Origin of the sequence: Affinundibacterium danionis (assembly GCF_042432465.1) — a bacterium.
GTDB lineage: Bacteria > Pseudomonadota > Gammaproteobacteria > Burkholderiales > Burkholderiaceae_D > Undibacterium > Undibacterium danionis.
This window is the reverse complement of sequence record NZ_JBHLXJ010000003.1, coordinates 282142-295904: the sequence shown is the minus strand read 5'-3', so window position 1 is coordinate 295904 and position 13763 is coordinate 282142. Positions and strand designations below refer to the sequence as shown.

The 13763-nt window shown below is 45.5% G+C and carries 12 protein-coding genes; 11 read left to right on the top strand and 1 reads right to left on the bottom strand.

The window, feature by feature from the left end; all coding sequences use genetic code 11:
• Positions 1–148: 148 nt before the first annotated feature.
• The 5 genes from glpD to ACFFJH_RS04020 all read left to right on the top strand — a co-directional run bounded on the left by glpD (position 149) and on the right by ACFFJH_RS04020 (position 5071).
• Positions 149–1786 (top strand): glycerol-3-phosphate dehydrogenase, encoded by a 1638-nt coding sequence (glpD, locus tag ACFFJH_RS04040; RefSeq protein ID WP_390210238.1) that lies wholly within the window; start codon positions 149–151, stop codon positions 1784–1786.
• A gap of 181 nt (positions 1787–1967) precedes the next feature.
• Positions 1968–2783 (top strand): DUF1700 domain-containing protein, encoded by an 816-nt coding sequence (locus ACFFJH_RS04035; RefSeq protein ID WP_390210237.1) that lies wholly within the window; start codon positions 1968–1970, stop codon positions 2781–2783.
• Between the two features lie 32 nt (positions 2784–2815).
• The gene (locus ACFFJH_RS04030; RefSeq protein WP_390210235.1) at positions 2816–3112 is read left to right on the top strand and encodes a hypothetical protein; all 297 of its coding nucleotides are present in this window, start codon (positions 2816–2818) and stop codon (positions 3110–3112) included.
• Positions 3113–3560: 448 nt separating this feature from the next.
• Positions 3561–4583 (top strand): substrate-binding domain-containing protein, encoded by a 1023-nt coding sequence (locus ACFFJH_RS04025; RefSeq protein ID WP_390210234.1) that lies wholly within the window; start codon positions 3561–3563, stop codon positions 4581–4583.
• A gap of 122 nt (positions 4584–4705) precedes the next feature.
• Positions 4706–5071: a hypothetical protein gene (locus ACFFJH_RS04020; protein ID WP_390210233.1), complete on the top strand. Its 366-nt coding sequence runs from the start codon at positions 4706–4708 to the stop codon at positions 5069–5071.
• Here the strand turns inward: ACFFJH_RS04020 and ACFFJH_RS04015 are convergent.
• Positions 5065–6003, bottom strand: a complete 939-nt coding sequence (locus tag ACFFJH_RS04015; RefSeq protein WP_390210231.1) for a 1-aminocyclopropane-1-carboxylate deaminase/D-cysteine desulfhydrase — start codon at positions 6001–6003, stop codon at positions 5065–5067. The two genes, ACFFJH_RS04020 and ACFFJH_RS04015, sit on opposite strands and share 7 nt — an antisense overlap.
• Positions 6004–6144: 141 nt before the next feature.
• Here ACFFJH_RS04015 and ACFFJH_RS04010 point away from each other — a divergent pair, with 141 nt between their 5' ends.
• The 6 genes from ACFFJH_RS04010 (at position 6145) to ACFFJH_RS03985 (ending at position 13759) form a co-directional block, all read left to right on the top strand.
• The gene (locus ACFFJH_RS04010) at positions 6145–6804 is read left to right on the top strand and encodes a GGDEF domain-containing protein (protein WP_390210229.1); all 660 of its coding nucleotides are present in this window, start codon (positions 6145–6147) and stop codon (positions 6802–6804) included.
• Positions 6805–6970: 166 nt separating this feature from the next.
• Positions 6971–8926: a CocE/NonD family hydrolase gene (locus ACFFJH_RS04005; RefSeq protein ID WP_390210228.1), complete on the top strand. Its 1956-nt coding sequence runs from the start codon at positions 6971–6973 to the stop codon at positions 8924–8926.
• 183 nt (positions 8927–9109) lie between these two features.
• Positions 9110–10834: an HD-GYP domain-containing protein gene (locus ACFFJH_RS04000; RefSeq protein ID WP_390210226.1), complete on the top strand. Its 1725-nt coding sequence runs from the start codon at positions 9110–9112 to the stop codon at positions 10832–10834.
• A gap of 8 nt (positions 10835–10842) precedes the next feature.
• The gene (locus ACFFJH_RS03995) at positions 10843–12126 is read left to right on the top strand and encodes a putative bifunctional diguanylate cyclase/phosphodiesterase (RefSeq protein WP_390210225.1); all 1284 of its coding nucleotides are present in this window, start codon (positions 10843–10845) and stop codon (positions 12124–12126) included.
• Between the two features lie 128 nt (positions 12127–12254).
• Complete coding sequence (locus tag ACFFJH_RS03990; RefSeq protein WP_390210278.1) at positions 12255–13145, top strand: methylglyoxal synthase; 891 nt, start codon at positions 12255–12257, stop codon at positions 13143–13145.
• A gap of 128 nt (positions 13146–13273) precedes the next feature.
• Complete coding sequence (locus tag ACFFJH_RS03985; RefSeq protein WP_390210223.1) at positions 13274–13759, top strand: phage regulatory CII family protein; 486 nt, start codon at positions 13274–13276, stop codon at positions 13757–13759.
• The last annotated feature ends 4 nt before the right edge of the window (positions 13760–13763 follow it).

The following is a 13763-nucleotide window of genomic DNA, read 5'->3' as shown; positions in this document are numbered from 1 at the left end:
ACGTTTTGAAAAAGCAAATTTCTGTTGCATTTCGACATACTTTAAAATTTTTCTGGTGGTTGCGCTATTAGTAAATATTCCCATAGGACTTGTGTGGAAATTGGGATGCATCGTCAATCTTTGCGTTAAATCAAGGTAATTCTTATCTATGAATCAAGAAACTTCGTCATTCTGTACACAATTGCATTGTGATTTATTGGTTATTGGCGGAGGGATTAATGGTGCCGGTATCGCTAGGGATGCCGCTGGCCGAGGATTAAAAGTCATTTTGTGCGAAAAAGATGATTTGGCTGCGCATACGTCGTCCGCGTCTTCTAAATTGATTCATGGTGGTTTGCGATATCTTGAATACTATGAATTTTCTTTAGTCCGTAAAGCGCTGCAAGAGCGAGAAGACTTGATGCGTATTGCGCCTCAGTTAATTCGCCCCATGCGTTTTGTCATGCCCTATGTCAAAGGACTGCGACCACGCTGGGTATTGCGCGCTGGCTTGTTTCTCTATGATCATCTAGCACGGCGCGATTTGTTACCAGGAAGCGAGTCCTGTCTTTTGCAAGAGAGTGAGGTCGGGCGTGGTTTGAAGCCGGAATTGCAGCATGGCTTTTTGTATTCAGATGCTTGGGTAGATGACGCCCGACTCGTAGTCTTAAATGTGATGGATGCTCAGCAAAGAGGTGCCCAGATTTTGACTCGTACCCGTTGCGATCATTTGGAAGCTCGCGATGGACGTTGGATAGCTCGTCTTAGCCAACAATTAAATGCCGCTGAACATCCTCGTGACGGATACGTTCAAACGGCGTCAATTGAAGTTGATGCCGCTTGCGTGGTGAATGCAACGGGGGCTTGGGTCGCCGATTTGCAGAATCGATCGCATCTCAGCGCATCGCAAACCAGTGTTTCCAATGCTCCTAATGCTCCAAATACAGCTCAACAAAAAATACGTCTAGTAAAAGGAAGTCATATCGTCGTTAATCGCTTGTTTACTCATTCGCATGCCTATATTTTCCAACATCCTGATGGTCGTATCGTGTTTGCGATTCCGTATGAAAAAGATTACACCTTGATAGGCACCACCGACCTAGACTATCTTGGCGCGCCTGAGCAATTTAAGGCCGAGATTAGTAAAGAAGAAGTCGTTTATTTATGCGGACTTAGCAATCAATATTTCGAACAGCAAATTTCGATAAAAGATGTGGTGTGGTCTTACGCAGGTGTTCGACCATTGGCCGATGATGGACGATCCGATAGCAAATCCGTAACCCGTGACTACCGTCTGGAGTTTGATACTAGTAATGCCCCCATATTGCATGTTTTTGGTGGCAAGATCACGACTTACCGTCGTTTGGCAGAAGACGCATTGAGTTTAATCTCTGGGGCGCTTTCTTGCTCAGCGAAAGCATGGACGAAAGCCACTTTGTTACCCGGCGGTGATTTATTGTCGCCCACAGCAGACAATCAGAATGTGCTGCACCGGCAGGACTTTATTCAAGCCTGCTGCAAACGATATGCGTGGGCTCCACAGGCGTGGGTAGAGCGCTTAGCCAGCAGCTATGGTACCCATATTCATACTATTTTGGAGGGCTGTGCCACAGAATCTGATTTGGGAGCCCCTGTGTTGCCAGGTCTGTATCCTTGTGAAATCGAATATTTACTCAAGCATGAGTTTGCCCAAACCGCACAAGATATTTTGTGGCGTAGAACAAAATTAGGTTTGCATCTTGAGCGCGATGCTGGCGTTATTTTAGAGCGCTGGTTGGCGCAGCACCATTCGGCTGGCTCACTATAATCTGGTTGGGTTTTTCAAGAATAACTGGGTCATCAATTTTCTTCTCGTCGCCCGTATTTGCCATCTATCCATAAAAATTCGCACTATGTCGCTATGCGATAGGTATTCGTTGCGCATCTCATTACAGTGTCACCATGCACTAACGCACAAATTTTGACGATGCCATTAGGGGATGAATGCCATGAACAGAACAGAATATATGAATACCTTGCAAAGTGAATTGCAAGGACTGCCACAATCGGTGATCGACGCGACGCTGATGACTTATCAACAAAAATTTCAGGACGGATTAGCTCAAGGTTTGAGTGAAGCAGACATATCGCAAAAATTAGCGAACCCACGTCTAGTTGCAGCGCAACAGAGAGCGAATACTAGGTTTCGGAATTTGAAAGGAAACTTCGGTCCCGGTAATATTTTTGGCTTTTTTATCGCCTTGATTGGTGTCGTGATCTTTAATTTCTTTATGTTGATTCCTGCGGTTTTGTATGGTGTCTTTTTGTTTTGTGCCTATGTAGCTTCAATGGCATTGTATTTGAGTTCTACGGTGATGATCGCTGGCAGTCTGTCGGGCGTACCTGCTATGGAGTTCACCTTGCCTGGTCATCATAGTCATTCATATCACCAGGAATCACGTAGTTTTCGACACTCACATATGGGCAGCGTGACGGTGGATATCAGCGAGTCTGGCGTTCAAGTGAATAAAGGAAAATCAGATTCATTGATCCATGTACCAGAGGTAAGCACTGATGTTAGAGCTGATGGTAGCGACGGCGTGGTCTTCCGTTCAGACTCTAAACCAGGGACGATACATATTAAAAATCGGATGGAAACAAGGCACTTCTTTTATGGGATAGCTTTGTTGTTTAGTGCGACTGGTTTGCTTTTGTTCTGCCTCTGGTTGACACGCTTGACGGTAGTCGGTTTTGGAAAATACTTATTGTGGACCGTTTCTTTGTTACGCGGCCCCGCACGCACTGGATCAATGGCGCACGCCTAATTCGACCTAAATACATTAAATAGAAGGAGAATATGATGAAAACATTTTTGAAATTAGGCGCCGTGTTGGTCGTGTTTGGTCTAATGTTGTCCGCTCTAGGCGCCGGTATTATGCGTTCCCACGCGGTAGTGCCAGACTCTAAGGTATCGACCAGCGCTAATACTGCACCGTCCGCTAAGCCTGCTACACCGTCAGCAAAGTCTGGCACTGTGGAATTAGGAGCGATGCCGAGTGCAGCATCTAGCGTTTCCGCAAGCTCAACTTCAAGCGCAAGTTCGGCCAGCACAGCGAATCGACCTGCCAATGTGCCAGCGCCAGATGCACGTTAAATCTTAGTGACTTCGGAGTGACCTCGCAGTAACTTCGAAGTAACTTATAGCCAAATTCTTCAATTCACGACATTTTCTGTTACCTGCCGCTTACTAACTAAGTAACTAAGTAAGGGCAGGTATTTTTTTGTGGCTAGCGCATCTTCGGTGTGCAAAAATTAGGCAAATTTTGCTCTTTGCAATCAATCCACACTAGATTGCAGTCAAAAGCATACAGTTCATTACGAAGTTGCTCGTCTTTATTTGCACTGTACCTCTTTCTACGATAATCTTTCAGCGTTTGCTATTCTTCATATATCCAAGTGCAAGTTTTGAATATATCTGTTTAGCGGTTTTCGATCACTCTGACTAATCCGGATTTATGACTACTGTTCAAAGTAAAAGCTTACTAGCGTTATTATTCGCGACTTGTTTTATCACTGCTGGAGCCTACGCTCAGCAGAACAGCATGCAGTTCGTGAGTGCTGCCAACGCCAAAGTTGCGAAGGCATCTGCATTAAAATCAAAATGGGAAGGCCCTACTTCTGGTCCCCAATTGCAAAAAGATAAAAAAATCGTTTTTATTGCGCACGACATGAGTGATGCAGGGATTTATGGTGTGTTCAACGGCATTAAAGAAGCGGCCGCGGGAACGGGTTGGCAAGTATTGTCGATAGACTGCCGTGGTCAATGCAATCAAGGCGCAGGTGTTGTGAAACAAGCGCTGGACATGAAACCCAATGGAATTGTGCTGGCGGGCGTAGATGCGGCAAGTCAGGTAAAAGGCTTGAACGCAGCGGAAGAAGCTAAAGTCCCCGTAGTTGGTTGGCACGCCAGCGTTAAAGCTGGTGCGGCACCAGGCCTGTTTACTAATATCACCACCGACCCTAAGGAAGCAGCGCAAATTGCCGCGTTATTTGGTGCGACTGAATCCAGTAATAAAGCGGGTATTGTGGTCTTCACCGATACTTCAACCCCTTATATGGCGACCAAGTCGGGCGCTATTGTAGAAGCTTTGCGCCAATGCGATGCTTGCCGCATTTTGAGTGTGGAAGATTTGCCTGTCGCAGAGTCTCGTAAAAAATTTCCAAGTATGATTGAGTCTTTGGTCAAGCGTAACGGCAATAAATGGACACATGTCATCGCAGTCAATGATGTCTACTTTGATATGATGGATAAACCAGAAATCGAGAAAATGGTCGACGCGAATAAATTGCGTGGTATCTCGGCTGGTGATGGTTCTCCTCATGCCTACAAACGTATTCGTAAAAGTGAGTTGCAAGTGGCTAGCGTGCCAGAGCCTTTATCTTTGCATGGATGGCAAATCGTCGATGAAATGAATCGTGCTTTCTCAAAAGCGAGTCCTAGTGGTTATAATGCACCCTTGCATTTAGTCACCTTGCAAAATATTACTTACGATGGCGGACAAAAAGATATGTTTGATCCTTCTAATGATTTTCGCGCCAAATACTTATCGTATTGGGGTAAATAATACAAAGTAATACGAAGTGATACCAAGTAATAGTCATACTTTGTGAAAATTTGAGTAGTGGCTAATATAGGTGAACAAAAAGGGCGAGCATATCGCCCTTTTTTATTTTGAATCGATCGATTATGAATAAGTCAGAAGCCATACAAATAGCCAATGAGTCCTTGCGTTCGGCTATTTTGAACGAGAGTAATACGCAGTTTTCGCAATTAGTACGATATGTCAGCGATGAAGGCTGGTGGCTCAATATTCCACTGGCTAATTTTAAAAAAGAGTGCCACTTCTTGATTTGTAGTGAGAAGGCGCGCGTCATCCGTCACTTGATGATTAGACCCAATAATATTTTGAGTCCTGCGACCAAATTTCGGGTGAAGGATGGCGTTGCGGATGTATTTATTTCTGCCGCCAACCCCAAAAAAATGGTGGATATTTTGCAAGGTGGAAGTAAGTACAGTTTTAATAAACATCTGGTGGATGAACATCGCTATTGATCTGCACTGAAACTCTGGAAACCTCGGAGACCTTGCAGACCACCAGTATGAATGGCGACCATTTGTTCGCCTTTAGCGAGTCTTCCGGTTTTGCATAAGTCTCTCAATGCGTACAGCATTTTTCCCGTGTAAACTGGTTCAATAGGTATCTGTGTCGCATGAGAAAATTGCGCGCAAAATTCTAATAAAGCAGGTGTGGTTTTGGCAAAGCCACCATGGGTAAAATCCAGCAAAATATCAAAATTTTGGTAGGCTGGGTATCCCGCTTCAAGCAGTAGTTGCTGGACTTGCTGGCGCAAATAGTCGGCATTGCTGACTGCTGCGATACCGATCACTCGCCCTTGACCACCCAAGCCCGCCAATACACCAGCCAGCGTTGCGCCCGTACCGCACGCAAGCATTATGGTGTCGGGAAGTCCGTTCAATGCCAATCTTATTTCCTCGATTAACTCTGCTACGCCTTTGATGGCTAACGCATTACTACCTCCTTCCGGTAACCATAAATAATTGTCATGGTCCTTTGCTACCCAGCGCTGCCAAGCGTTCTTATCTTCACGCAATAGGCGGTAATCCTCACGTGAAACAAATTGAAGTTGCATACCCGCGGATTGGCAATCTTGTAGCGTTGCATTTAAAGGCATTTGGCCCACATATGAGCTTGGACGTAAGCCTCGCACCAGTCCGATAGAATTCAAGTCTAATAATTGGGCTGCGTGTGCCAAAGCATGTAAGTGATTAGACCAAGCTCCTCCCATGGAAATTAAGGTGGGACGGCGTTCTTCCGCCAGCATCAGGTTATATTTTAATTTGCGAAATTTGTTACCCGATACACTGGGGTGTAATAGGTCGTCGCGTTTTATCCATAAATGAATATCTGGAAAAAAAGTACTGACTATGGGTTGTAGCGGTGAAGAAAACGACAAAAGCGTCATGGAAACTTGCTCTAGTTTAACAAGGTGGTAAAGTAGCTATTGTAGACTGGGTAGTGTCAAGCCTTAGCCTCGTTGGTCATTTATGTGTCACGCTTGTCTCGCATACTATTTATTGAACTAACTTATCTGAACAACTTCACGATGGCAAGAAATACCAAACAGACCATACCCTTTGTGCAGCAACAATTGTTAGAGGCAATTGCGCACATTAAAGAAGGAAATACGAAAGAGCAAGTGTTGCCCAAGTTAGAGGCAGTCATGTCGCATCTACAAACATTGGCGACTCATGATCATCTGACGGGAGCTCTCAATCGCAATACTTTGTTAGAGCGTTTGGATGGTGAACTGCAGCGTTCTAAGCGCACCGGACATACGTTTACGGTTGCTTTGATCGGTATCGATCGCTTGCCTGACATTATGGAGCAGTATGGGCAGGACGTCACTAAGCGAGTCTTGCAAGTGGTGACGCAAGAAGCAATTCAGGTACTGCGCAGTCTGGATTCCTTCGGCCGCATAGGTGCGACGGAATTTGCCATTGTGATGCCGACCACTTGGTTGGATCAAAGCATGGTCGCGATACGGCGTATTAAAGAAAATTTACAGGCTTATGATTGGAATGACATTGGCGACGGCCTTCAAGTTAGCTTTTGCACAGGCTTAACACCCAATGCCCCTGGCGATGTGGCGGACAAAGTTTTGGCGCGAGCACTGGGTGCGTTGCAAAAAGCACGTGATAAAGGCCCGGATGCCTTGGTTCAAGTCGATGCTGAAATACCTGATTACAATCCTGAACAGGATTAAGTAGATCAATAAGCACATCAGCAAGTACATCAATAAGCAGCCAAAAAACTGGAACTTTTCAGTCCGTCTTAAGTCTCATCTTCGTATATGCATACCGCGCATGAGAAATATCGAGCGCGTTAGGTGACACCATCTCCATGAAAATTCTTTGAAAGGTAGCTGTTCTATGAACGCTCGTTTACCTAGTCTATTATTTGTTTCACTCATGTTGACCGCATTCGGCAGTATGCAAGCGAGTGCTGCTGTGACAGGCAGTACGAATAGCGTGACAGTCAATGCCGCAGACGAAAAAGATTTAGCCGCCCAGCGCGCTGACTATATTCGTAAAAACTACACTAAATTTGAATATCGTATTCCTGCGCGTGATGGCAAGCTCTTGTTCACATCTATTTATGTGCCAAACGATGCCAGTGCAACGAAGCGCTATCCGATTTTATTGGTACGCACACCTTACACCGTCGCACCGTATGGCACGGATAAATACAAAACCCGCCTAGGGCCAACAGAGCAGTACGAAAAAGAAGGTTTTATTTTTGCCTTTCAAGATGTGCGTGGGAAAAATATGTCGGAAGGTGAGTTCGTCAACATGCGTCCTCATATCGACAAAAAAATGGGTAAGAACGATATTGATGAAAGTAGCGATACCTACGATAGTATTGACTGGATGATTAAAAATTTGCCCGGTAATAATGGCAAAGTCGGTCAATGGGGTATTTCTTATCCGGGATTTTATACTTCTGCGGGTGCGATTGATTCGCATCCAGCGTTAAAAGCAGTATCTCCACAAGCGCCGATTGCAGATTGGTTCCGTGGCGATGATATGCATAGAAATGGTGCCTTCAACGTGCAATTGGCATTTAGCTTTTTTAGCGGATTTGGAAAGCCAAGACCCGCGCCAACTGACGTGAATAATGAGCCACCTTTTAATTGGGGCACACCCGATGCGTATCAATTTTTCTTAGAGCTCGGTCCTTTATCCAATGCAAACACAAAGTATCTGAAAAATGGTATTCCATTTTGGAATGAGCTAACTCAGCACCCTAATTACGACAGCTATTGGCAAGCGAAGAATTTATTACCGCACTTAAAAAATATTAAAGCGGCGGTGATGACCGTAGGTGGCTGGTATGACACAGAAGATTTATACGGTCCCTTGCAGACTTATAAAGCGATAGAAAAAAATAATCCTGGTATCAGCAATACCTTGGTGATAGGTCCGTGGGTGCATGGCGGCTGGACTAGCACGACCGGTGAAAAAATTGGTGACACAAATTTTGGTTTTAAAACCGCGTACACCTATCAACCAATAGAATTCGCTTTCTTTAAGCATCATTTGAAAGGCGGTGATAAACCAGCCTTGCCAGAAGCCTGGGTGTTTGAAACAGGGGCCAATCGTTGGCGCGGTTTTGATTCATGGCCACCAGCTAATACACAAACCAAATCCCTGTATTTCAATGAGGGCGGCAAGCTGAGTTTTGAGATGCCAAAAGCGGGCGAGGGCGCCTATGATGAGTATGTGAGTGATCCCGCTAAACCGGTGCCTTACACCACTGAAATCACCAATCGCTGGAGTAATCAATATGTCGCGGCAGATCAGCGTTTCGCTAGCAGCCGTCCTGATGTGTTGACTTATCAAACAGAGGTCTTGGATCGCGATGTCACGTTTGCCGGACCTTTAGAAGCTTCTTTGTTCGTCAGTACTACCGGTAGTGATGCCGATTTCGTGGTGAAATTAATTGATGTTAATCCCAACAAAATGGATGTTGTGCCGGGTGAGCCTAATCGTGGTGCTCAACAGACTTTAGTCCGTGGCGAGCCTTTCCGCGCTCGTTTCCGCGATAGTTTTGAGCACCCTAAAGCTTTTGTGCCAAATGAGCCTACTAAGGTGAAGTTCGCGATTAATGATGTAATGCACACTTTTCAACGTGGTCATCGCATCATGATACAAGTACAGTCGTCTTGGTTCCCATTTATTGATCGCAACCCTCAGAAATTTGTCGATAATATTTTTGAGGCCAAAGAAAGTGATTTCATTAAAGCCAATCACCGCTTATATCGTGGTGGTAGCAAGCTCAGTTCTCTGCAGGTACAGGTGTTGCCAGCGATGGATGAGAAACCTTGATTCGATGCTTACAGTTTTTCTGTAGGAAAAAAACGAAAAAAAACCCGCAATTTGCGGGTTTTTTTTCAGCGACATACCGCGAGTGAGTAGAAACTCGTTATGATATGAAAATACAAGTCTGCATAGCTATAAGCTTAAGCAGATTTTCTTTTTTTCATACTTGGTAATTAAAGTGTACATTCCGTGTTAAATAAGACGCATCAATTATGTGAATCCTTACGTATCCGCGTTGATGATTTACGTCTGGGAATGTTTGTTACCGAATTGGACAGGCCTTGGGTGCAAACGCCGTTTTTGCTGCAAGGCTTTTTATTGACTGATACCTTAGACCTGCAAACATTACGTGGTTTAGTTAAAGAATTAGTGATTGACCCGCGTCGTAGTAGTTCACATGCTTTATTGCATTTGCCCTTTGATATTCTGTATGAAGTTAAAGCGCTGGAAGCGCCCATTAAATTGAGGGCACCAAGATCGTCGACTGAGCTAAGGGGTGTTCTGGATCAGCAACAAAATCAATTAGAGCGAGTAGTGAGTTGGTTGCACCGTAAGTTTACCAAATCAGATTATGCGCATGCTCAACGCGCTCGGCATCACGCTACAAAGAAAACCCTGCACCCCCATAAGACCAAAGCATCCAGCCATCCGGGGACGGACTTCGCCCGCTTTGAACAAGAAGTACTGAACGATCAATTTGATCAATCTTTCAGTACTTTAAACAAAACGCACACCGAGGTATTGCGACAGTTTGCCGTCAAAATGCAAGGCATGGAGCCACGTGATGCGAGTCTGACCCATCTCAATTGGTGGGGACGTTGGCTGCGTTGGAGCGAGCATGGACGTCATTTGCATCGCTCTTTATGGACTCGAGCTAAGCAACAGAGAACGCGTCGTCGTCCAGATTATGTGCCGGATGAAATACACCTAGTTCACTACCGTGATCAGATGACCATGGCGGAGGAATTATCTCGTGCGCGTGTCGTGGTTGAACAAACCGATGCCTTGATCAAGAAGCTGCAACTTGATTTACAAAATATGCAGTCTTTGGAGTTGAAGGAAGTGCTGCCAACCGTGCAGTTACTGTCTGATAGCGTGATTTCCAATCCTTCGGCCTTGATGTGGTTACTGCGCATGCGTTCCGAAAATATGGGGGTGGTGTCGCACGCTTTAAAAGTAGCTGTGTATATGTTGACCTTGGGACGTCATATTGGTTTTTCTAAACAGCAGTTGATCGAACTAGGTTTTATCGGCTTGTTACTCGATATTGGCAAATTGGAGATTCCCTCCGCCGTATTGCAAAAGCCGGCCAAACTCTCTTTAGAAGAGGCAAGCATCATGCGGCGGCATGTGGATGCCAGTATTCAATTACTGGAAGAGCAGGAACCGCTAAGTCAAAATGTCAGATCAGGGATTAACGAGCATCATGAACGCATGGATGGCAGCGGTTATCCACGTGGTTTGGCGGGTGCTGAAATTAGTATTTTCGGGCGGATGGCGGCGATTGCCGATAGCTTTGCGGCGATGACATCTGCGCGTCCTTATGGTGCAACGCGTTCTTCATTTGATGCGATGAAAGAGTTATTTAAGATGGCAGAGGGGCAGTTGCACGCGCCTTTGGTTGAAGAGTTTGTGCAGGCTATTGGTATTTTCCCGGTTGGGAGTTTAATTCAGCTCACCACGGGCGAAGTGGCGATAGTGTTGGAACATAATAAATTAAAGCGACTTGATCCTAAAGTGCTGTTATTGACTACGCCCGATCAGGCGCTATTAGAAAAACCAGTGATGTTTGATCTTATGCAGCAGAATGTAGGGCGACTCAGTGAGCAGCAAGGCAGTGCGCGCATCAGCATTATGCGCGGACTACCAGATGGTGCCTATGGCTTGGTCTGTCATGATTTTTACAAGGGATAAGAGCGGCGATGATCACTCGGGAAAAAAACGCATTAGTACCGCATTTAAGTGATTTTATGCATCTGGTGGATGTGGAATTAGGTAAAGTGAATGAGCAGCATGTGATGGCATTGTTGATCGTGTCTTTGCAGCGTTCCGATAGGATACAGGCCTTATTGCAAACACATTATGCACAGATTGTTCAGCAACATTTTTGCGAATGTGTTTACCCTAGTTTACGGGATAAAGATCGCTTTGTTTTTGCCACCGAAAACGAATGTTGGTTTCTTTTACCTAATTTATCCTCGGAAGCATTGGCGGTATTAGCGGTACATCGCTTGCTCGCGGCTTTAAGTTCACCTTTGACGATAGAATCGCAAACGATCTTTTTTCATCCCACTATCGGTATTGCTTGCGCCCCTTTGCATGCGGAAAATTCGTATGAATTGGTAAGAATTGCGGATCAGGCCAAGAAAAACGCTCAATTGAATAATCTGCGTTTCGAGATGGCACAGATACAAAGGGATCAGCGTAGTCGTCCTGATGATTTACCACAAGCGATTAAAGCCGTGCTTGATGACAATGCGCTTGAAATGCGTTATCAACCTAAGGTTGATTTGCGCTCGCAGCGGATTAAGTCAGTGGAAGCCTTGGTGCGCTGGCCAGTTGATCATGCACAAGTGTTGGCGACTAATTTATTGATTGATGTCGCTGAGCAGTATGGCTTGATCGAACAATTGACCATGCAAGTATTTAATAAGGTGTTGCAAGAAGTCGCGAGTTGGGAAAAAAAGGGTTTGCATGTTGTGGTTTGGATCAATTTGTCGGCGCGACTCCTGGCCTTACCGCAGTTGCCGAAAATGTTGGAACGATGCCTGAATGTCTGGAATATGCCCGCCAGTGCGATAGGTCTGGAAGTCACGGAGAGTGCCTTCATTCACGATATAGAACATACCACCGCTTTACTATTTGAATTGAAACGTTTGGGTTTTCGTCTTTCGATTGATGATTTTGGTACCGGTTATTCTTCGTTGGCGTATTTACGGCGCTTCCCCATTGATGAGTTGAAAATCGACAAATTATTCGTCCAAGGGATGAGTAATTCGCAGCAGGATAAGCAAATTGTGCAAAGTATTATCGACCTAGCACATAATTTTTCTTTGTCGGTGGTGGCTGAAGGTGTCGAGCACGAAGAAACTTTAAACACTTTACGTCAGATGGGATGTGACGATATTCAAGGTTATTACTTTGCTCATCCTATGCGTGGAGAGCAACTGTTGGGCTGGTGTGAAGAATTCCATCACCGTACATAAATCAGATATTCGTTCTTTTGCGGTTAGCGATGACCGCTTTTATTCTTACGAAAGCGCCTATTGTGAATTCACATTTTAGTCAAACCAATTCGCCAAATACTGCGGCTCACTACGAAACTCGCCGTCGTTTGCGAATTGGCTTGATTGCCAATCGTGCCCATCAGGATGCCGCCAATTCTGCCTTGGTGCAATTGTTTACGCGCGCACGCTTGGCGCTACAAGCACTGGATATTGAATGGGTTGTGGTGGGGAGGACTTTGGATGCTATTCATAGCCATGGATTACAAACGATTTGTACGCCGTACATACGATTTCCTTATGGGCGCGATGGTGGCTTGATGAAGTTGGTCGCACATGTGGTGAATCGAGATCCAGATAATTCGGTCGATGCGGTGATTTATCTGATTGATCCTGTGGATCACTCGTCCATTTTTCCGGAAGCCTTGGCATTGAAGCGTCAATGTGTTATCCATAAAAAACCGTATTTATCCACTTTGGCCGGTGCCTGTGAGTGGCTGGAATTAGAGGCGACGGCTGTGGGTGCTCGGCATGCATCATTATCTGAGGATTTTGGATTTGATTTAGGTGGCGAAAGCATTGCACTGATTGCCCACGATGCCTTGAAACAAAACATGTTGCAGATCGCCGAAAAGCACTTTGCTTTGCTGGATCAATTCGCTCATCGCTATGCGACTGGGACGACAGGGGCTTTGTTGAATCAATTGGCACAGAAAATAAAAGGTGAAGCGGCTGGGCGAGCATGGGCGCAGCCGTTTTTATCGGGACCGATGGGGGGCGATGCGCAGATCGCTGAATTGGTATTGGACAAAAAAATCCGGCGTATTCTGTTTCTCGAAGACCCACACGTAGCGCGTCAGCATGAAGCCGACATTCAGCTATTGGAGCGTGCCGCTCGTACAGTAACCGATTTCGCACTGGTAGTAAGTGATGCGGACGGCGCAGATCGTTGGTTGCGCCTCTTGACCCAGCGTAACGCTTCGGTACAATCGGTCGTTTAATGTATGTGTTTAAGCTAAGCATTTAATCCACGCATTTAAGCCACGCATTTAATCTACCATTTGAGCTGATACTAGCTTGTTAGTTCGATAGCTTAATAACTCAGATCGCACAGAAAGAAAATAATTTTATGACACGTCGATATTCCGATATGAACCAACACGATGCTTTATATAAAGTGGCACGTGCTTATCCCGGTGGTTTGGATGCTCTAGCGGCCAAAATGCAAATGTCCGTTAATGTATTGCGGAATAAGTTAGCGCCGGGAATAGAAACCCACTATCCATCATTTGAAGAAACTTCGGCGATTATTAGCCTTTGTCAGGCTGCCGGTGTGAAAGATGCTTTGTTACCGATTCATGCGTTTTTAGCGCGGCATGGTATGGCTGGGTTCTTGGTGCCGGAACCGCAAGAATTTACCGACGACGATTTATCTCAAACGGTATGTCGTGTGATGAGCCAAGTGGGAAATGCAGCTGAAGCGGTGTCGGAAGCCATGTTGGATCGCGTCATTACTAACGTCGAAGCTGATTTGATAGAACGTGAGTTTCAAGCCGCACTCGCGGCAATTGGTGAATGGCGGGCGCGTATTCGCCAACATCACAAGCCTAGCTAGACCA